Source organism: Arthrobacter sp. SAFR-044, assembly GCF_059414985.1.
On sequence record NZ_JBPFDN010000016.1, the window covers coordinates 1 to 20,141 of the forward strand.

At 66.0% G+C, this 20,141-nt stretch carries 13 protein-coding genes; 2 read left to right on the top strand and 11 right to left on the bottom strand.

Features of this window, described 5'->3' with window-relative positions; all coding sequences use genetic code 11:
• Positions 1-289: 289 nt before the first annotated feature.
• The 3 genes from ACR65J_RS18910 to ACR65J_RS18920 are packed head-to-tail and all read right to left on the bottom strand — an operon-like array spanning position 290 to position 7,822.
• Positions 290-3,988: a 1,4-alpha-glucan branching enzyme gene (locus tag ACR65J_RS18910; protein WP_440171954.1), complete on the bottom strand. Its 3,699-nt coding sequence runs from the start codon at positions 3,986-3,988 to the stop codon at positions 290-292.
• 1 nt (position 3,989) lies between these two features.
• Positions 3,990-5,783 carry a maltose alpha-D-glucosyltransferase gene (treS, locus tag ACR65J_RS18915; protein ID WP_440171956.1) on the bottom strand — a complete coding sequence of 598 codons (1,794 nt, stop codon included), beginning with the start codon at positions 5,781-5,783 and terminating at the stop codon, positions 3,990-3,992.
• Entirely contained in the window at positions 5,780-7,822 is a 2,043-nt protein-coding gene (locus tag ACR65J_RS18920) for an alpha-1,4-glucan--maltose-1-phosphate maltosyltransferase (protein WP_440172084.1), read from the bottom strand. The genes treS and ACR65J_RS18920 overlap by 4 nt, the downstream gene beginning before the upstream one ends.
• Positions 7,823-8,013: 191 nt before the next feature.
• Here ACR65J_RS18920 and glgP point away from each other — a divergent pair, with 191 nt between their 5' ends.
• Positions 8,014-10,632: an alpha-glucan family phosphorylase gene (glgP, locus tag ACR65J_RS18925; RefSeq protein ID WP_440171958.1), complete on the top strand. Its 2,619-nt coding sequence runs from the start codon at positions 8,014-8,016 to the stop codon at positions 10,630-10,632.
• A gap of 58 nt (positions 10,633-10,690) precedes the next feature.
• Positions 10,691-12,490, top strand: a complete 1,800-nt coding sequence (locus ACR65J_RS18930) for a thiamine pyrophosphate-requiring protein (RefSeq protein WP_440171960.1) — start codon at positions 10,691-10,693, stop codon at positions 12,488-12,490.
• A 47-nt stretch (positions 12,491-12,537) separates the two neighbouring features.
• Here the strand turns inward: ACR65J_RS18930 and ACR65J_RS18935 are convergent, their stop codons facing one another.
• From ACR65J_RS18935 to ACR65J_RS18970, 8 genes are all read right to left on the bottom strand, one after another.
• Entirely contained in the window at positions 12,538-12,894 is a 357-nt protein-coding gene (locus tag ACR65J_RS18935) for a barstar family protein (RefSeq protein WP_440171962.1), read from the bottom strand.
• A 7-nt stretch (positions 12,895-12,901) separates the two neighbouring features.
• On the bottom strand, positions 12,902-13,390 hold the full coding sequence (locus ACR65J_RS18940; protein WP_440171964.1) for a guanyl-specific ribonuclease: 489 nt from the start codon (positions 13,388-13,390) through the stop codon (positions 12,902-12,904).
• Between the two features lie 47 nt (positions 13,391-13,437).
• Positions 13,438-15,537, bottom strand: coding sequence for a glycogen debranching protein GlgX (gene glgX, locus ACR65J_RS18945; RefSeq protein WP_440171966.1), 2,100 nt, complete (start codon positions 15,535-15,537; stop codon positions 13,438-13,440).
• Between the two features lie 88 nt (positions 15,538-15,625).
• A complete protein-coding gene (gene rlmB / locus ACR65J_RS18950) occupies positions 15,626-16,615 on the bottom strand; it encodes a 23S rRNA (guanosine(2251)-2'-O)-methyltransferase RlmB (RefSeq protein WP_440171968.1) in 990 nt (329 codons plus the stop codon).
• A gap of 79 nt (positions 16,616-16,694) precedes the next feature.
• A complete protein-coding gene (cysS, locus tag ACR65J_RS18955; protein WP_440171970.1) occupies positions 16,695-18,161 on the bottom strand; it encodes a cysteine--tRNA ligase in 1,467 nt (488 codons plus the stop codon).
• A gap of 26 nt (positions 18,162-18,187) precedes the next feature.
• Positions 18,188-18,688 (bottom strand): 2-C-methyl-D-erythritol 2,4-cyclodiphosphate synthase, encoded by a 501-nt coding sequence (gene ispF / locus ACR65J_RS18960; RefSeq protein ID WP_440171972.1) that lies wholly within the window; start codon positions 18,686-18,688, stop codon positions 18,188-18,190.
• 8 nt (positions 18,689-18,696) lie between these two features.
• Complete coding sequence (gene ispD / locus ACR65J_RS18965; RefSeq protein ID WP_440171974.1) at positions 18,697-19,479, bottom strand: 2-C-methyl-D-erythritol 4-phosphate cytidylyltransferase; 783 nt, start codon at positions 19,477-19,479, stop codon at positions 18,697-18,699.
• Positions 19,480-19,584: 105 nt separating this feature from the next.
• Complete coding sequence (locus tag ACR65J_RS18970) at positions 19,585-20,067, bottom strand: CarD family transcriptional regulator (protein WP_011690592.1); 483 nt, start codon at positions 20,065-20,067, stop codon at positions 19,585-19,587.
• Between the last annotated feature and the right edge of the window lie 74 nt (positions 20,068-20,141).

A 20,141-nucleotide genomic window follows, 5' to 3' on the forward strand; every position in this document is an offset into this window, starting at 1 on the left:
CTCAAACAACAGACACACCCGGCACCACCCAAACCCTCGTTCAGGATCGCTCCGGAGCAACTTTTCAAACTTACCCGCTGGCTTCGTGCGTGTCAAACCGGCATCCGCGACCATCCTCAGCGTAAGCTTGGGGGATCGGTTTTCCGTCTGACTCCGTGGAGCAGCGCGGAAATAAACTGTACCACCACTCTTCCGGGATCGCCAGTCCACCCCAAAGTAACCCGCCGCCGGCAGCCGAAAGGCCCGGAATCCCGCGGATTCCGCGCCTTCGTGGACACGGGCGGTGAGATCAGCCGGCCGTTGATGCTCCCGGCTTGAAGTAGGCCGCGCCGAGCGGAGGCAGCGTGACAGTCAGCGTCGCCGGCTGGCCGTCCTGTCCTTCGTCTGTTGCCTTCAATGCGCCGTCGTTCAGCACACCGGATCCCCCGTACGTGGTGTGGTCGGTGTTCAGGACCTCGGTCCAGGCCCCGGCCGTGGGGACTCCCAGGGTGTAGCCCACATGCGGGGCACCGGAGAAGTTGATGGCGCAGACAATCGGATTGCCGTCGGCGTCCCACCTGATGAAGGACAGGACGTTTCGGTCCGCGTCTCCTCCATTGATCCACTGGAAGCCGGCAGGGACGTTGTCCTGCGAATACAGGGCCGGAGTAGCTGCGTACAGCTCGTTGAGGTCCTTGGTCAGCAGCTGGAGTCCCTTGTGGGCAGGGATGTCCGCGAGCCACCAGTCCAGGCCGTGCTGTTCGGACCACTCGGCTTCCTGGCCAAACTCGGTGCCCATGAAGATGAGCTGCTTGCCCGGATGCGCCCACTGGTAGGCAAAGAAGGCGCGAAGGTTGGCCAGCTGCTGCCAGCGGTCACCGGGCATCTTGCGGAGCATCGAGCCCTTGCCGTGGACAACTTCATCGTGGCTGATGGGCAGCAGGAAGTTCTCCGTGAAGGCATAGACCAGGGAGAACGTCACCGTGCCGTGGTGCCACCTGCGGTTGTAGGGGTCCTCGGAGATGTACTTGAGGGAATCATGCATCCAGCCCATGTTCCACTTCAGGCCGAAGCCCAGGCCGCCGTGGCTCGTGGGAGCGGTAACGCCCGGGAACGCCGTGGATTCTTCCGCGATCATGACGGCACCGGGGTGGGTCTTGTAGACGGTGGCGTTCACTTCCTGCAGGAAGGAGATGGCTTCGAGGTTCTCCCTGCCGCCAAAGCGGTTGGGCCGCCACTGGCCTTCCTGGCGTGAGTAGTCGAGGTAGAGCATGGAGGCGACCGCGTCCACGCGCAGGCCATCGATGTGGAATTCCTCCAGCCAATACAGTGCGTTGGCCACAAGGAAGTTCCGGACCTCGGTGCGGCCGAAGTCGAAGATCAGGGTGCCCCAGTCGGGATGTTCCCCAAGGGCCGGGTCGGAGTGTTCGTAGAGGGGCTCGCCGTCGAACCTGGCCAGCGCCCAGGAATCCTTCGGGAAGTGCGCGGGTACCCAGTCCAGCAGGACCCCGATCCCGGCCTGGTGCAGGGAGTCCACCAAGTAGCGGAACTCGTCAGGGTGCCCGAAACGGGAGGTGGGTGCGAAGTAGGACGTGACCTGGTAGCCCCAGGAACCGCCGAACGGGTGCTCCGCTACGGGCATGAATTCCACGTGCGTGAACCCGAGCCATTTGACGTACTCCACCAGTTCCTGGGCGAGTTCGCGGTAGCCCAGGCCCAGGCGCCACGACCCGAGGTGCACTTCGTAGACGCTCATGGCCGAGTTGTGGGGGTCGCGCTTGGCACGCGTTTCCATCCATTCATCGTCCTTGAAGGCGTAGGACGGCTCCACCACCCTGGAGGCAGTCAGCGGGGGCACCTCGGTGCCGAATGCCAGCGGGTCGGCCTTTTCAACCCAGTAGCCGCCGCGGGTCAGGATCTCGAACTTGTAGCAGGCCCCTGCGGCCACGCCGGGAATGAAGACTTCCCAAACACCGGAGGATCCCAGTGAACGCATGGAGTTTTCCCGTCCGTCCCAGGCGTTGAAGTCGCCCTTGATGCGGACGGCTTGGGCGTTGGGGGCCCACACGGCGAAGGAGACACCGTTGACGTCCCCCAGCGTTGACTTGTAATGCCTGACGTGCGCGCCGAGCACCTGCCACAGTTTCTCGTGCCGGCCTTCACCGATGAGGTGGAGGTCCACTTCGCCCACTGTGGGCAGGTAGCGGTAGGGCTCGTCAATGGTCACCGGGTCCTTGCCGGGGTAGGTAACCGCGAGCCGGTAGTCGGGAACGTGTCCCTGCTCCAGCGGTTCCAGGACGGCAACCCATACGCCGTGGGCCTCGTGTTCCATGGGAACTTCACCGGCCTGCGTGACCACGGTGACTGCTTCGGCGAGGTGCTTCACGGTGCGGATGGTGACATGCCCGTAGTCGTCCAGGTGGGCGCCCAGGACGGAGTGGGGGGCGTGGTGTTCACCGTTGGCGATCCTGCCCAGGGTGCCTTCATCCACGTGCAGGGGCACCCCCGGGCGGTCAGTTCGTGCTGAGCCTGTCATTTCGTTACCTTCCGATGCTGCACCGGCGGAGTCGCCGGCACCGTTGCTGCCCAGGAGCCGCCTGGAGGCGTTTACTGGAATCGCCACCCAGTCGGGCCTGTTTCGCATTTCATAAACAACTTCGTACAGTGCCTTGTCCAGCCACAATGCCACAAACAGCGGTGAGGTTCGGTCCACCGTTCCGGGAATGACCCCGGCATACCCTGCCAGGAAGGCATCGGCACAGTCGTCAACCCAGCTGTCCGGGACCTGCGCACCCTCCTGCTCGCGCTGGGCTGCTCCAGCGGCGTAGTCGAAGGACCGCAGCATCCCGACGACGTCGCGCAGGGGCACGTCCGGGACGTTACGTTCGGCGATGGGCCTCAGGGGCTCGCCCTCGAAGTCCAGGATGGCCCAGCGCGACTCGTCGCCGGACTGGCCTGTGACCTGGAGGATCTGGCCCAGGTGGAGGTCGCCATGAATCCGCTGCAGCGGCCCGGCGGGGGCCTTGTCCAGGTTCGCGAGCAGGGCGTCCAGGGCGTCGTCGTAAGGTCCGACGGCGGCACGCGCTTCTGCCCAGGCGGTCCGGACACGTTGGGCAACAGCAGGTCCTGGTCCCTTGCCGGGTCCAGGGCCGGCCGACTGCCCCAGAGCCTCCGCCAGGCGCTTGTGCACCGTGGCGGTCGCGGCGCCAAGGGCCCTGGCCTCTGCTGTGAAGTCAGTGCCCGAGCGGGCGGCGTCCACCGCCAGCCGCCAGGCATCACGGCCACCGGCGAGGAATTCATGGGCCACCGCAAGCTCGCCCTGGACGTACCGGGTACCGTGGCCGGAGCCGGAGGAGGCATGGTTGCCGTGCCCCAGCCACTCACCCCTGACCCAGCCAAGGGTGGCAGGGACTTCCGAAGTTCCTGCCTTGGTTAGGGCAGCCCCCACTTCAATTTCCGGGTTGGTCCCGTCCGAAAGGACGCGGAAGAATTTCACCATGGCCGCCGACTCGCCGTCGTCCACAATGACGGAACTGTTGGACTGCTCACCGGAGAGCACCTTCACAACGCCCTTCGCGGTGGGCAGGCGGTACAGCCCCTCCACGCGGAAGCCCGTCGCGGTGCCGCTGTCCGCTTTCCCCTCCTGCCGGATGAGCTCCAGCCAGGCGCCCACGAAGTCGGGGTCGTGAACGGCGTCGTAAACCCAAGGGCGGGTGGGATCCATTCCGGCCGCCTCGCCCACCAGGGCACGCTCCATGCCCCCGGCCGGCGCCGGCCGGAAGCTCAAGGGAACCTGGACGACGGCGGTGCGCTGACCGCCGTCGGGCCGCTGGGTGGCGACGTTGAGGAGGAACACGGCCAGCGCCGCGTGTCCGCTGGGGTCCGCCAGCCCCAGGCTGCCGGCCTGGGAGATGGCGAAGTCGGGGGTTTTGACCGGGAACCAACGCTGCTGCGGCAGCCATTCCTTGAGCAGCGCGGTAAGGGCGGGAGTGAGGATTGGCTGGTTCATCTCAGTTCTCTATCGACAGGATTGGCATGGCCTGGGTGTAGGGCGACGATGGGTTGGACCCCGCCGAGCGCATCCGAAGCCAGAAGAAATCGTGGCTTCCGAGGGTCAGGGTGAGGGTCCCGTCGTCGCCGATGCCGGGGAAGACCTGTCCGCCAAACACGTCGCGGAGTCCCCTTCCGGCATATTCGGGGATCCGCAGGGTGGCTGCGACCGGGTGCTGGGAGAGGTTGAAGGCGCACAGGATGATTTCCCCGTTGGCGCCGGCCGGATTGCTGTCCGGCAGCTCACGCAGGTACGCCAGGACGGCGTCGTGGTCTGCTTCCACATGCTTGAAGCCGCCGAGCCCGAACGCCGGGTGGTTCTTGCGGACACTGAGGATCTGCCGGGTCCAGCGCAGCAGGGACCCGGAATGGGCAGCTTCAGCCTCCACGTTGGCCATGGCGTAGTTGTACACCAGGGACTGGATGGGCGGCAGGTACAGCTTGCCGGGATCGGCGTGGGAGAAACCTGCGTTCCGGTCCGGGTTCCACTGCATGGGGGTGCGGACGGCGTCGCGGTCCTCGAGCCAGATGTTGTCGCCCATGCCGATCTCATCCCCGTAATAGAGGAACGGGCTGCCCGGAAGCGAGAGCAGGAGCGCGTTGATCAGTTCGATTTCGGCCCGTGAGTTATCGAGCAGGGGTGCCAGCCGGCGGCGGATGCCGATGTTGGCGCGCATGCGCGGGTCCGGGGCGTACCAGCCCAGCATGGCCGCACGCTCATCGGCGGTGACCATTTCCAGGGTCAGCTCGTCGTGGTTGCGGAGGAACGTGCCCCACTGTGCGCCCTCGGGGATGTCCGGGGTGTCGCGCATGGTTTCGATGATGGGCGCAGCCTTTTGGTCGCGCAGCGCGTAGTACAGGCGGGGCATGATGGGGAAGTGGAACGCCATGTGGCACTCGGGTTCATCAACGGTGCCGAAGTATTCCACCACCTCGTTGGGCGGCTGGTTTGCTTCGGCGATGATCACGCGGCCGGGGTAGCTTTCATCCACCATTTCCCGCAGCCTGCGGAGGAACTCGTGGGTGGCCGGAAGGTTTTCGCAGTTGGTGCCCTCCTCCTCGTAGAGGTAGGGAATGGCATCCGCCCGGAAACCGTCAATCCCCTGGTCCAGCCAGAACCGGACCACGTCGAAGACGGCGTCGATCACCTTGGGGTTTTCGAAATTCAGGTCCGGCTGGTGGCTGAAGAACCGGTGCCAGAAGAACTGCCGGCGGATGGGATCGAAGGTCCAGTTCGATTCCTCGGTGTCAACGAAGATGATGCGGGCGTCCTGGTACTTTTCGTCGGTGTCACTCCAGACGTAGAAGTCACCGAAGGGCCCGTCAGGTTCCTTCCGCGATTCCTGGAACCACGGGTGCTGGTCAGAGGTGTGGTTCAGGGGGAGGTCGATGATCACCCGGACGCCGCGGGCATGGGCTTCTGCTACGAGCCGCTTGAAGTCGCTGATGGTGCCGAACTCGTCCAGGACCGAGTTGTAGTCGGAGATGTCGTAGCCGCCGTCCCGCAGCGGCGACTGGAAGAACGGTGGCAGCCAGAGGCAATCCACGCCCAGCCACTGCAGGTAGTCCAACCGGTCGATGAGTCCGGAGAAATCCCCGGACCCATCGCCGTTGGCATCCGCAAAAGCCCTGACAAGTACTTCGTAGAACACTGCCTTCCGGTACCACAAAGGGTCATGCTGAAGGCCAGGCGCATTTAGCTCGAACGTGCTCTTGGGAGTGAAGTGGCCGGAACTTTGCGGGTTAAAACTCACTGATGCATTCTCCTCACGCTCAGGATGTGCGCGGGCTCCACATGCGGATCAAGCCGCACGTAGTTGTATTCGCCCCACTCCCAGCTTTGGCCGGTGATGAGGTCGTCCACATAGAAGCCGCCGCCCGGCGTGATGTCCTGCGGGTCCAGCTCCAGGGCCGCCAGGTCCAGGGCCACGCTGCATTCCTTGGTGACGTGCGGGTCCACGTTGACCACCACAATGATGGTGTCCTTGGACCCGTCAGGGAGGGTCTTGTGCTTCGAGTAGACCACGGTGGAGGCGTCAGTGCTTTGGTGGACCGTCAGGTTCTGCAGGTCCAGCAGCGCAGGGTGGTCGCGCCGGATGTGGTTCAGCCGGGTGATGTACGGGGCCAGCGAACGCCCTGACTCGGCTGCGGCGTCCCAGTCACGGTGCTTGTACTCGAACTTCTCGTTGTCGATGTACTCCTCGGCGCCGGGCCGGGCCACGTGCTCGTACAGTTCGTAGCCGGCATAGACGCCCCACAGCGGGCTTCCGGTGGAGGCCAGGACGGCCCTGATCCGGAACGCCGCCGGTCCGCCGTACTGCAGGTACTCCGTGAGGATGTCCGGAGTATTCACGAAGAAGTTGGGGCGGAAGAACGCCGGGGATTCGTGGCTGACTTCCTCGAAATAGGTCTCGATTTCCTTCTTGGTGTTGCGCCACGTGAAGTAGGTGTAGGACTGCTGGAAGCCTGCCCGGCCCAGCGCGTGCATCATGGCGGGGCGGGTAAAGGCTTCGGCCAGGAAAACTACGCCAGGTGCTGCTTTTTCGACTTCCGCGATAAGCCATTCCCAGAACCACACTGGTTTGGTATGCGGGTTATCCACCCGGAAAATCTTTACGCCGTGGCTGACCCACAGCAGCACAATTCGCAGGATTTCCCGGGAAAGCCCTTCCGGGTCGTTATCGAAATTGAGCGGATAGATGTCCTGGTACTTCTTTGGCGGGTTTTCCGCGTACGCAATACTGCCGTCCACCCGCGTGGTGAACCATTCCGGATGGGACTGCACCCACGGGTGGTCCGGGGCCGCCTGGAGCGCGAGGTCCAGGGCTACTTCCAGGCCCAGTTCGTTGGCGCGGGCCACGAAGGCGTCGAAGTCCTCGAACGATCCGAGGTCGGGGTGGATGGCGTCGTGGCCGCCTTCCTTCGCTCCGATGGCCCAGGGTGAGCCGGGATCGTTGGGACCGGCCACCAGGGTGTTGTTGGGTCCCTTGCGGAACTGCACGCCGATGGGGTGGATGGGCGGCATGTAGAGGACATCGAAGCCCATTGCTGCCACGGCGTCCAACCGCTTTGCCGCGGTCCGGAAGTTGCCCGACGTCCACTCGCCGGTGTCGTGGTTCTTGACTGCACCCTCGGACCGCGGGAAGAACTCGTACCAGGCGCCCCGACCGGCCCGGTCGCGCTCCACCAGGAGGGGGTACTTCTCGGATACGGTGACAAGTTCCCGGATGGGCTGGTGTGCCACAACGCCGGCGACGTCGTGCCCGAATCCGGCGGCCAGCCGCTCCTCCGTGCTGAGGGATTGGTCAGCCAGTTTGTCGGCCGCGCCCCGGAGGACGCCTTTGTCCCAGTCGCTGCGGAAGTCCTCCCCGGATGCTTCGCGCAGCAGTTTGGCACCTTCGGCAAGCATGAGTTCGACGTCGACGCCGGCATCGATCTTTACCTCGGCATTGTGGTGCCAGGTGCCGTAGCGGTCGTGCCAGGCTTCGATGACAAAGGACCAGTTCCCCGTCTCCGACGGCGTGAGCACGCCTTCCCAGCGGTCCGTGCCCATGCCCCGTTCCCCGCGGGGCGGCGCAAGCCGCACGCGCTGGCGCTCGGCACCGGAGGGGTCGAGGAGCACGGCGCTGACGCCGAGCTGGTCATGCCCTTCCCGGAAGGCAGTGGCGCCCACCACGATGGCTTCACCGGGCAGGGCCTTGGCCGGAAACTTGCCGCCCTCGACGACGGGCTGCACGGCGGTAATCGGAAAACGCCCGAACCGCAGGTCCTCGGTGATACTGCGCTGGGGCATTTTGGTGGATGCGGCACTGGTTCCTGAGTTAGTCGTCACAGGCTCGACGTTAGCGAGAAATGACCCGGATTGCTAAGCCTGCTCACTAAAAACGCCGTGCCGCGGCCTAATTTCTTCATGCCCCTGTCATTTACCCAAAAGAAACCGAAAGCTGGTTCCGGCAGCGCATGTTGTCGGTTAGTGTGACGCAGGTGAAGGCAATCCGCAGGTTTACGGTCCGTACAGTCCTCCCCGAACCCATTCGGCCTTTGGCCAGGCTGGCCAGCAATTTGCGGTGGTCCTGGCACCGCCCCACCCGCGAGCTTTTCGCCGGGCTGAACCCGCGCCTGTGGGAGGAAAGCGGGCAGGACCCCATCGGGTTCCTGGGCATGGTCAGCCGGGAGGAATTCCAGCAGCTCGCCGCCGACCAGTCGGTAGTGGAACGGGTGCGCGCCGCGGAGCAGGACCTTGACCGGTACCTCCAGGAGCCGCGCTGGTACCAGGGCCTGGGCCCGGATGCGCCCGCCTCCATTGCGTACTTCTCGCCCGAGTTCGGCATTACCGAGGTCCTCCCCCAGTATTCCGGCGGCCTGGGCATCCTTGCCGGCGACCACCTGAAGGCTGCCTCGGACCTGGGCGTGCCCCTGATCGGCGTGGGCCTGCTGTACCAGGCGGGCTATTTCAAGCAATCACTGTCCCGTGACGCGTGGCAGCAGGAGACCTACCCAGTCCTGGACCCTGACGGCCTGCCGCTGACCCTGCTCCGGGAGCCGTCCCCCGACGGCAACGGCAAGGCCGTGCAAATCTCCCTCCCCCTGCCCAACGGCAGGCGGCTGCTGGCACACATCTGGCGTGCCGACGTCGGACGCGTCCCCCTGCTCCTTTTGGACTCCAACGTGCCGGGCAATGACGACGCCGCCCGCAGCATCACGGACCGGCTGTACGGCGGCGGCGGCGACCACCGGCTGCAGCAGGAACTCCTGCTCGGGATGGGCGGGGTCAAGGCCCTGCGCGCCTTCCAGAAGCTGACAGGCTGCGCCGCGCCCGAGGTCTTCCACACCAACGAAGGCCACGCGGGGTTCCTTGGGATCGAACGCATCCAGGAACTGATGTCCGGGGAACAGGCCCTGACCTTCGATGAAGCACTGGCCGCCGGGCGCGCCTCCACTGTGTTCACCACGCACACGCCGGTGCCGGCCGGCATCGACAGGTTCGAAATCAACCAGATCAGCCACTTCTTCCAGGCGGGACTGGCTCCCGAGGTGCCGGTGGACAGGATCCTGGAACTGGGCAGGGAAAATTACGCGGACGGAAACCCGGCCGTCTTCAACATGGCGGTCATGGGCCTGCGCCTCGCCCAGCGCGCCAACGGCGTGGCCAAACTCCACGGTGAAGTGTCACGCGGCATGTTCTCCGCCCTCTGGCCAGGCTTCGACCACTCCGAGGTGCCCATCACCTCCGTCACCAACGGCGTGCACGTGCCCACTTGGGTGGACAGCCGCATTTCCAAGCTGGCCCGCGACCAGTTCGGCAGCGAGGCCGAAGCGCTGGGCAAATGGGACCTGGCCTACAACGTCAGCGACGCCGATGTCTGGGCTCTGCGCCGCGAGATGCGCGCTGCCCTCGTGGAGGACGTCCGCCGCAGGCTGCGCGCAGCCTGGAAGAAGCGCGGCGCGGCTGACGCCGAGCTCGGCTGGACCGACAACGTCCTGGACCCGGATGTCCTCACCATCGGCTTTGCCCGCCGCGTGCCCACCTATAAGCGGCTCACGCTGATGCTGCGCGAACCGGCGCGGCTGAAGGCACTGCTCCTGCACAAGGAGCACCCCATCCAGCTGGTCATCGCCGGGAAGTCCCACCCCGCGGATGACGCCGGGAAGAAGATGATCCAGGACCTGGTGCGCTTCACCGACGATCCGGAAGTACGGCACCGGATCGCGTTCCTGCCGAACTATGACATCGCCATGGCCCGGACCCTGTTCCCGGGCTGCGACGTGTGGCTGAACAACCCGCTGCGTCCGCTTGAGGCCTGCGGCACGTCCGGCATGAAGGCGGCCCTGAACGGATCGCTGAACCTGTCCGTCCTGGACGGATGGTGGGATGAGATGTACGACGGCGAGAACGGCTGGGCGATTCCCACGGCCAACAACGACGCTTCCCCCGAGGAACGGGACGACATCGAGGCCGCAGCGCTGTACGAGCTCCTGGAAACGCAGGTGGCCCCGCGCTTCTACGGCAGCACGGTGTCCGAAGGTGCAGGCGCTGCCGGCCCCTCGACCACGCGGAGCGAGAAGGTGCCCACCCACTGGGTGTCGATGATCAAGCACACCCTCTCGCACCTCGGGCCGGCCGTCTCCGCGGAGCGGATGCTCCGCGACTACGTGAACATCCTGTACCGCCCGGCAGCGGAAGCGGGCCGCAGCGCCACCGCCAACTCCTACGCCCAGGCCCGCGCGCTGGCGTCCTGGACGGCCAGGGTGCGCGGCGCCTGGCCCCAGGTCCACGTGGAGCACGTGGATTCGGTGGGCGTATCCGAGGATCCGCAGATCGGCGACACGCTGCAGGTCAACGCCTACGTGGCGCTGAACGCGCTCACTCCGGAGGATGTCTGCGTTGAGGTGGCCTACGGCAGGGCCGAGGAGAACGACGCCCTGGCCGACATCACCATGATGGAGCTCCAGGTAAAGGAGGACCTGGGTAACGGGCGCCACCTGTTCAGCGGTTCCCTGGTCATCGACCGCTCCGGACCGTTCGGCTACACAGTCCGCGTCCTGCCCCGGCATGACGCCCTGGCCTCCAAGGCTGAGCTCGGACTGATCGTCAACGCTTAGCCACCGGCCTCATGGGTACGGCTCCTGGCAGGCAGCAGTACCCGACCAGGAGGGTTCAATGACCGAACGTACGGTGGCCGATGTGATTGTGGAGCGCCTCACCACGTGGGGTGTGAACCGGGTCTTCGGCTACAGCGGGGATGGCATCAACGGCTTCATGGGCGCCCTCCGCCGGACTGAGGGCCGCGCGGAGGGGCAGGTTGAGTTCGTCCAGGCCCGGCATGAGGAATCGGCGGCGTTCATGGCCGTGGGCCATGCGAAATACACCGGCGGGGTGGGGGTGGTGACGTCCACCCAGGGCCCCGGCGCCGTCCACCTGCTCAACGGGTTGTACGACGCAAAGTTGGACGGCGTGCCGGTAGTGGCCATCGTGGGGCAGCAGAGCCGCACCGTGCTGGGGTCCGCCTACATGCAGGAAATCGACCTGCCTGCGTTGTTCAAGGACGTCGCAGCAGAGTTCGTGCAGCTCATCAGCGCGCCGGAGCAGGTGCCGATGGTGCTGGACCGTGCCTTCCGGACGGCGAAGGCCACTTCCTCCCCCTGCGTGGTCATCATCCCGCACGATGTCCAGTCCGCGCCCGCACCTGAGCTGGAGCAGCAGCATGGCATCGTGGTCACCGCTCCGTCCTGGAGCGCCGCGGCCAAGAGCCCGCGCGAGGAGGACCTGGCCGCTGCCGCCGCCCTCCTTAACTCCGCGGAACGCGTGGCGCTGCTGGTGGGCCAGGGAGCCAGGCACGCCGCCAAGGAAGTGGTTGCCGTGGCGGAGAAGCTTGGGGCCGGCATCGCCACCAGTCTCCTGGGCAAGCCGTATGTGGACGAGAACCTGCCCTTTGCCGTGGGAACCATGGGACATCTGGGCACCACCGCCAGTGCGCACCTGCTGGGCAACTGCGACGCCCTCCTCATCGTGGGCTCCAATGATCCCTGGACGGAGTTCTATCCGCCGCCCGGGGCCGCCCGTGCCGTGCAAATCGATATCGATGAAAAGAAGATCGGCAACCGCTACCCGGTGGAGGTAGGCCTGGCCGGCGACGCGGCATCAGCCCTGGACGCCTTGAACCAGAGGCTGGAGCCCCGGCCGCGCACCCAGTGGCGCTCGGATGTTGAAGGGGAGGTCAGCAACTGGCGTATCCTCGCGGCCGACCGGGCGGCCGTGCCCGCTGCCCCCGTCAACCCGGAGCGGGTGGTCCGGGAGCTCAACGGCCGCCTGCCCGGCAACGCCCAGGTGAGTGTCGACGTCGGAAGCTGTGTCTACTGGTACGCCCGCCAGCTGGTGCTGCCCACGGGAGTCCCCGCGCATCTGTCCGGAACGCTGGCAAGCATGGGCTGCTCCATTCCCTACGGAATTGCCGCCAAGCTGGCACACCCGGACCGGCCACTGGTGGCCCTCGCCGGGGACGGCGCCATGCAGATGGCGGGCATCGCGGAGCTGGTAACCGTGGCGCACCGCTGGCGGCAGTGGCAGGACCCACGGTTCGTGGTGTGCGTCTTCAACAACCGGGAGCTGACCGAGGTCACATGGGAGCAGCGTGAATCGGAGGCCGAGCCGCGGTTTGCCGCCAGCCAGGAACTGCCCGATTTTCCCTTCGCCGGCTACGCGGACCTGCTGGGGCTTAAGGGAATCCGCGTGGAGGACCCGGAACTGGTGGGCGACGCCTGGGACCAGGCCTTCGCCGCCGACTGCCCGGTGGTGATTGAGGTCCTGACCGACCCTGAGATCCCGCTGCTTCCGCCGTTCCCGGCCGGGCGGCAAAAGGCGGAGAGCATGCGGAAGGGCCTTGCGGCGGAGGACGACGGCGGCAGGGCCTCCGCGTTGTTGGACACCTACGTGTCACACGAGGAACGCCCGAAAACCTAGCTGTGCCACTGCCTTCCAGGGGAGGCTGCCCTCCGAGGGAGGCTGGTTTAGAGCAACACAGCGGTGACGGCCAGGTCCTTGCCTGCATACCGTTCTGCGTCCTGCAGGATTTCGCAGATGATCCCGAACGACCGGTCGCTGCGGAAGGGCGCGGCCACCTGCCACAGGACCGTCACCGGCGGGTTCCCGTTCTCGGTGACGCTGTCCGCGAAGTCGTGGAGCGAGTCGTTCAGTGCGTCGAGGTTCACGCCGTAGTGCTCGGGGAAGTCCAGGACCTCACCAAAGGTTTCCAGGACGGCGCGCTTGCTGTCCGCCGGCGGGACCACCACGCTGCGGCGCCCGGCATCGGCCACCTGTTCCTGCAGTTCTTCGAGGGTCCAGGTGTCGCCGGAGAAGATTCTCATGCTTGTGCTAGCTGCCTTCCACTATGTACTTGAACGTTCCGTAATGGTCCCCGGTGTAATACTTCTCGCCGCCGTTTCCTGCCACGATGCGCCGCGCACCCCGGTCCAATTCCCCAGGGGTGGGGACCGTGTATTCGCGGTAGTAGCCGCGGTCCCGGACCGGCAGGACGCGCTCGAAGTTGCCGAACACCTGGTCATCCTGGCCGTACTGGAAGGGGCCGCCCTCGCGGATCAGCGCCAGCACCCGGCGGCCCTCCACCGGGAGCGCGGATTCCCTGATCTCCGCCAGGCTGGACGGGTTGGCCGCCCGGTGCGGCGCAGGCTGCTTCGCCGGCCCGGACGCAGCCGCGCCGCCCGGAGTGGACGTTTGGCTGGAAGCCGTTCCCGGCGTCGCACTTTCCGTCTGCTGGCCCAGTATCCCGGCCCCGCCGAACGCCACCATGGCCAGCACCACCAATGTGGTGATGAGCAAGGGAATGATGGAGCGGTTGCGCATTTGGGGTACCTGCCGGCTGGTTGTGCTGATCGTTGATGGTGCTTGTTTCAGGTGCGGTAGATGCTGATCGAGTTGGCTTCCGCAAGGTCGGTTTCGCCCGAGGCCACCTGGATGCCCTGCCGTTCTTTGTGGCGCGGCGAGGTGGTCAGCCGGAGCTCGAACAGGCTGGGGGCCTGCCTTCCGGCGTCCGGCAGGATGACCTGCGCGTCCGTGGCGCCCCCGTTTACCACCACGAGGCCTGCCAGGTCACCGCCGTCGTCACCCAGCAGGAGCTGCATGACGCGGTGGCGCGGATCGTTCCAGCGGTCGGCAGACATGGGCTGGCCGTCCTGGTCGAACCAGTAGAGATAGGATTGCTCGTCCCGGACCGGGAAGTCGTGCGGCTGGGCGGCCAGGAACTCCTTGCGCAGCCGGATGTACCGTTTGGTGCTGCGCAGCATCTCGTGCGCCGCCGGCGTCAGTGTCCAGTCCAGCCAGGTAACGGCGTTGTCCTGGCAGTAGGCGTTGTTGTTCCCGTGCTGGGTCCTTGCCATCTCATCGCCCGCCGTGATCATGGGAACTCCGAGCGAAACCATCAGCGACGCCATCAGGTTGCGCCGCGACTGCGCGCGCTGTGCCAGGATCACGCTGTTCTCGGTAGGACCCTCCACGCCGTGGTTGTAGCTCCGGTTGTCCCCGTGCCCGTCCCTGTTCTCTTCGCCGTTGTCCTCGTTGTGCTTGCGGTCATAGGACACGAGGTCGTTCATGGTGAAGCCGTCATGGGCGGTGACAAAATTGACCGACGCCAGGCGCGAGCGGCCGGACGCCTGGAAGAGGCCCGCAGAGCCGGAGAGGGCATCGGCGAGTTTGGCCATGGGCCCGCCGTGCCCGCCGGAATCAATGGCCGCCCTGTCCGCCACCCAGAAGGTCCGGACCGCGTCGCGGAAGTGGTCGTTCCAGTCCACCCATCCCCGGGGGAACCGGCCCGTCTGCCAGCCGCCGTAGCCAATGTCCCATGGTTCGGCGATCAGTTTTGCCGCGGACAGGACAGGATCGGCGGCGACGGCAGTGAGGAATGGGTGCCGGGGGTCGAATTCGTTCGCCGCGTTCCGGCACATCGAGACGGCCAGGTCGAAGCGGAAGCCGTCGATGTGGAATTCATCCACCCAGTACCGCATCGAGTCAGTCACCAGCTGGACTACCCGCGGCTCAGCGAAGTTCAGCGTGTTGCCGCAGCCGGTGGTGTCGACGTACTTGCCGTAGCCGTCCACCCGGTAGTACGTGTCCTCCCCCAGGCCCTTGAAGCTTAGGAGGGGTCCATCCACTCCGCCCTCGGCCGTGTGGTTGTACACCACATCGAGGATGACCTCCAGCCCGGCGGCGTGCAGCGCCTTGACCATCGCCTTGAATTCGTCCTGGACCGCCTGCGCGCCCGCTTCCTGGGCCGCCCGGGTGGCGTACCCGGGGTGCGGGGCAAAGAATGCGGCCGTGTTGTACCCCCAGTAGTTGCTGAGCCCCAGGTCTTGCAGATGCGGCTCATCAATGTGGAAGTGGACGGGCAGGAGCTGGACGGAAGTGATGCCCAGGCCTGTGAGGTGTTCCACAACGGCGGGGTGTGCCAGGCCGGCGTAGGTGCCCCTCAATTCTTCCGGCACGTCGGGGTGGAGCATGCTCTGGCCGCGGACATGCGCTTCATAGATGATGGTGTTCCGCCAGGGAAGATGCAGCGGTTCGTCAGCTTCCCAGGCGAAGTCGACGGCGGTCCGGACGCTGGTGAGGAAGCCGTCGCGCTGGTCCACTCCCCTGCCGTACGGGTCCAGCAGCAGGGGCTGGCCGGCGGAGCCGTTGCCTGCCGGAAGGACCGGGGGCAGTGGCTTGGCGTCCGACGTCGGGCGGAAGCCGTAGCGCGACCCGTACGGCAGGTCCTCCACGATGCCGTGGTGGACCCCCTTGCTGACGTTGGGCAGGCTCTGGACCCGCCATTGGCCCCCGGGAGGGCAGTAGACGATGTCCAGGCTGGCCACGGCAGGGGCAAAGCAGGCAACATTGGCGCGTCCACCGGCATGGTGGCGGGTACCGCCCGAATCAGCGCGCGGGACGCTGACACCGAGGGGAACGGCAGAGGAGGCGTCCATGGTGGATTCGGTGTCGAAAAGCGGCATGACCATCACCTAAATAGTAGCGGCCAACGGCACTTGACAAGCCAATACGCCCGTTGTGGCGCCAGGAACCCCCGCAGGTTACGGGTTGGCGGAGCTATCGCGCCGCTCGCTGGCGGGAAACCTCGTACAGCGAGATGCCCACGGCCATCGAGGCGTTCAGGGACTCCATGGCGGAGTCGATGGGGATGGAGACGGTCTGGTCGCAGTTTTCCCGGACGAGGCGGCTCAGGCCCTTCCCTTCCGAGCCCACCACGATGCACACCGGTTCGGTGGCCAGGGTGAGGTCAGGCAGCGAAACGTCGCCGTCGCCGTCGAGCCCCAGGACGTAGATGCCCATGTTCTTGAACTGCTTCAGCGCGTTGTTCAGGTTGGAGGCTCGGGCCACGGGCACGCGGACGGCGGCACCGGCGCTGGTTTTCCAGGCCGAGGCGGTAACGCCGACGGAACGGCGTTCGGGCACGATGACGCCGTGGCCGCTGAAGGCGGAGACGGAGCGGATGATCGCACCCAGGTTCCGGGGGTCCGTGATGCCGTCCAAGGCCACGAAGAGCGGCGCGTTGGCAATGTGCCCCTTCTTCCACTTGTCCACGGTTTCCTCGGCCAGTTCGTAGGCGTCCTGGTACTCGTAGGGCGGGATCTGCAGCACCAGGCCCTGGTGGACGGCGTCATCCGTCATCCGGTCCAGCTCAGGTTTGCCCGTTTCCAGCAGCGGAATACCCCGTTCGGCGGCGAGCTTCAGGGATTCCTTGACCCGGTCATCCATTTCGATGCGGATGGCGACGTGGAGGGCCTTCGCCGGGATGCCGGCGCGGAGTGCCTCGACCACGGAGTTGCGCCCCGTGACTACTTCCTCGGTGGCGCGGCCCTTGGGACCGGACTTGGCGGCGCCGGCACTGCGGGCACCGGTCCCGCGCTTTGCTGCGGACCGTTCGGAAAGTTGCCTGGCCTTGTGCGCCTTGTGGTACACACGGTCCTCGGCCTTGGGCGTGGGACCCTTGCCCTCGAGGGCCTTGCGGCCATGGCCACCGGTTCCGACGGTTGGGCCCTTCTTCGCTTTAACCGATCGGCGACCATTGTTGGCCATGATGTTCCACCCTTGATTGTGCTGACTGAATCTGCATACCAGTCTACTGACCCGAAAAAAATCGGGCGCAGCGGCCCGCTCAGTCCCGTTTGAGGCTCCAGGTGGCGCCGTCCGGGCCGTCCTCCACTACGACACCTGCCTGGTTAAGCGTGTCCCGGATGGCGTCGGACCTCGCCCAGTCCTTGTCGGCACGGGCAGTTGCGCGGGCCGCCAGCTGTGCTTCCACCAGGACGCCCAGCGCCTCGGCTTCACGCGTGCTCACCGCCGCGGAGCCTGCCACGGCGTTCAGGCCCAGGACCTCGGTCATGAGGAGGACTGCGTGCATCGCGTTCCGTGCGGCGTCGTCGTCTCCCTCGGCGAGGGCTGTGTTGCCCGCCCTGACAGTTTCGTGCAGGGCGGCCAGGGCGCGGGGGACGTTGAGGTCGTCGTCCATTGCTTCGCAGAATGCGTCGACACCAGCGAAAGAGGAACCGGGGGCGCCGTCCACGATGCCCGCGGCGCCGTCGAGGCGTGCCGCAGCCTTGGCCAGGAATCCGTCAATGCGTTCGACGGCGGCGGCGGCCTCCTGCAGGGACGTGGGACGGTAGTCCAGGACGGACCGGTAGTGGGCCTGGCCCAGGTAGTAGCGGACCACGCGCGGTGGGGCGAGTTCCAGCATTTCGGCGGGGCTGATGGTGTTGCCGATGGACTTGGACATCTTTTCGCCCTGGTAGGTCACCATGCCGTTATGCATCCAGAAGTTGGCGAACGGGTGTCCCGCTGCCTGCGACTGCGCCATCTCGTTTTCGTGGTGCGGGAACCGCAGGTCAAGGCCGCCGCCATGGATGTCGAAGGCGGTGCCGAGGTACTTGGTGACCATGGCGGAGCACTCGAGGTGCCAGCCGGGCCGCCCGGCACCCCAGGGCGAGGACCAGCTGGCCGTGTCGGGCTCTCCTTCTTTGGAACCCTTCCACAGCGCAAAGTCGCGGGGGTCCTTCTTGCCGCGGGGATCGGCGTCGGGCGCTGCCTGCATGTCATCGATGTTCTGGCGGGTCAACGCGCCGTACTTGTCCCAGGAGCGGACGTCGAAGTACACGTCGCCCGAGTCGTCCAGCGCCGGGTAGGCGTGGCCGCGGTCGATCAGCTGCTGGATCAGGGCGTGCATCTCCGGAATGTGCCCGGTGGCCCGGGGTTCGTAGGTGGGGCGGGAGACGCCGAGGGTGTCGTAGGCCTTCAGGAACTCCCGCTCGTAGCGGTATGCCAGCGCCCACCACTCCTCGCGGGCCACCTCCCCCGTTTCCGGGGTGAAGTCCGGCGCAAAGGAAGCCTCGGATTTGGCGAGGATCTTGTCGTCGATGTCCGTCACGTTGCGGACCACAGTGACGCGCAGGCCCCGGTACTGCAGCCAGCGGGTGAGCTGGTCGAAGGCGATGGCTGACCGGATGTGGCCCACGTGCGGCATCCCCTGGACCGTGGCGCCGCAGTAGTAGAGGCTGACCTTGCCCTCGACGAGGGGGACGAAGTTCCGGACTTCGGCGGAGGCAGTGTCATAGAAGCGCAGGGTCACCGCTCCAGACTAACTGATGGGCCAGGCTACCTGACGGGCCCGGCGGACTGCGGATACACCAGGGCGGTGGCTACCGCGGAGATACCCTCCCCGCGTCCAGTGAATCCCAAGCCGTCACTGGTAGTTGCCGTAACGCCGACATGGGCGCCTGCTGCCTCGCTCAGGACCCTTTGCGATTCCTCCCGCCGGGGCCCGAACTTGGGCCGGTTGGCCACGAACTGCACGGCCACGTTGCCGATCTCGAACCCGGCTGCCCTGACGATCCGTGCGGCCTCGGCGAGCAGAGTGGCACCGGACGCCCCGGCGAATTCCGGGCGGTCCGTACCGAAGTGGGTGCCAAGGTCGCCGATGCCGGCGGCCGAGAACAGGGCATCAGCGGCGGCGTGGGCGACGGCGTCCCCGTCCGAGTGCCCCGCGAGGCCGCGTTCGCCCGGCCACAGGAGTCCGCCGAGCCACAGCGGGCGGGGCGAGTCCTCGGGCGCGTAGGCATGGACGTCAATTCCCACTCCTGTGCGGGGAAGGACCATGTCCGCGCTCATCCTTCCACCCAGCGGGCGCCGAGCGGGCCCTCAAGGAGCCCTTCGGCGAAGATCAGGTCCAGGGGCGTGGTGATTTTGAGGGACTGGGTGGACCCTCGGACTGCGTGCACTGCCGTTCCAAGCATCTCCACGAGCATGGCATCGTCCGTGACGGCTGCCGCCTGCTGCTCGTCCAGGCCCTGCGCCGCCTCATGTGCCTGCAGCAAGGTGCCGATGGCGAAGCCCTGCGGGGTCTGCACGGACCGCAGTTCCTCGCGGCGGGCCGTGCCCGTAACAACCTCGGGTGCAAACGCAGTGTCGTCGCCGGTTGTGCGCGCCACGGTCTTGACCGTGTCCACAACGGGGAGCACGGGAATGACGGCGGCCGCGCCGGCAACAAGGGAGTCGGCGACGCGGTGGAAAACGGACTCGGGCGTCAGGGCCCGTGCGGCGTCATGGACCAGGACGGCCTCGATGCCTTCCATGAGGGCGGCGATTCCGGCGCGCACGGACGCGGCCCTGGTGGATCCGCCGTCGACCACCGTCAGGAGGGGACCGCCGTCGGCAAGTTCCTCCCGGAACCCGTCGCAAAGCTGCCGCAAGCCCTGGTCACCGGCGGGCAGCGCCACGCATACCTGGCTTGCCACGCCGGACGCGACAATGCCCCGCAGGGCATGCATCAGGATCGGTTCTCCGCCCAGCGGCACGGCCGCCTTGGGCATGCCGTAGCCAAGGCGCTGCCCGGAACCTGCGGCAACCACGATGACTGCTGTGACCAGGCGCGTGGGTGATTCACTCATGCGGACTAGCCTACGACGCCGCCACTTGCGTTGGGCGCTTTGGACACCGCCCGGGTGGGCACAAAAAAGCCCCGGCCGCACTTGCGTGCAGCCGGGGCTAAATTCTTAGGAAGCCAGGACCTCGTCGAGAACGCTTGCAGCCTTCTCCTCGTCGGTCTTCTCAGCCAGCGCCAGTTCTGAAATCAGAATCTGGCGGGCCTTGGCCAGCATTCGCTTTTCGCCTGCGGAAAGGCCCCGGTCGTGATCCCGGCGCCACAGGTCGCGAACAACCTCTGCCACCTTGATGACGTCACCGGAAGCAAGCTTCTCCAGATTTGCCTTGTACCTGCGTGACCAGTTGGTGGGCTCCTCGGTGAACTCGGCACGGAGCACATCGAACACGTGCTCCAGGCCTTCCTTGCCCACTACGTCCCGGACCCCAACAAGGTCAACGTTCTCTGCTGGAACTTCAATGGTCAGATCACCCTGAGCCACCTTGAGCTTGAGATACATCTTCTCTTCGCCCTTGATGGTGCGCATCTTGATTTCTTCAATCTTCGCAGCACCGTGGTGAGGGTAAACTACTGTCTCGCCGACCTCAAATACCATGTGGACATTTCCCCTTTCCCGCAGACCAGTTTATCACGATTCAGGCATATGACCGGCCGGAGAAAGAGGCCCGA

Excerpts from the sequence above, each read along its gene's own strand:
- ACR65J_RS18910 (WP_440171954.1), bottom strand. The coding sequence starts at position 3,988 with ATGAACCAGCCAATCCTCACTCCCGCCCTTACCGCGCTGCTCAAGGAA.
- ACR65J_RS18920 (WP_440172084.1), bottom strand. The coding sequence starts at position 7,822 with ATGCCCCAGCGCAGTATCACCGAGGACCTGCGGTTCGGGCGTTTTCCG.
- ACR65J_RS18930 (WP_440171960.1), top strand. The coding sequence starts at position 10,691 with ATGACCGAACGTACGGTGGCCGATGTGATTGTGGAGCGCCTCACCACG.
- ACR65J_RS18935 (WP_440171962.1), bottom strand. The coding sequence starts at position 12,894 with ATGAGAATCTTCTCCGGCGACACCTGGACCCTCGAAGAACTGCAGGAA.
- ACR65J_RS18940 (WP_440171964.1), bottom strand. The coding sequence starts at position 13,390 with ATGCGCAACCGCTCCATCATTCCCTTGCTCATCACCACATTGGTGGTG.
- glgX (WP_440171966.1), bottom strand. The coding sequence starts at position 15,537 with ATGGTCATGCCGCTTTTCGACACCGAATCCACCATGGACGCCTCCTCT.
- rlmB (WP_440171968.1), bottom strand. The coding sequence starts at position 16,615 with ATGGCCAACAATGGTCGCCGATCGGTTAAAGCGAAGAAGGGCCCAACC.
- ispF (WP_440171972.1), bottom strand. The coding sequence starts at position 18,688 with ATGGTCCTTCCCCGCACAGGAGTGGGAATTGACGTCCATGCCTACGCG.
- ispD (WP_440171974.1), bottom strand. The coding sequence starts at position 19,479 with ATGAGTGAATCACCCACGCGCCTGGTCACAGCAGTCATCGTGGTTGCC.
- ACR65J_RS18970 (WP_011690592.1), bottom strand. The coding sequence starts at position 20,067 with ATGGTATTTGAGGTCGGCGAGACAGTAGTTTACCCTCACCACGGTGCT.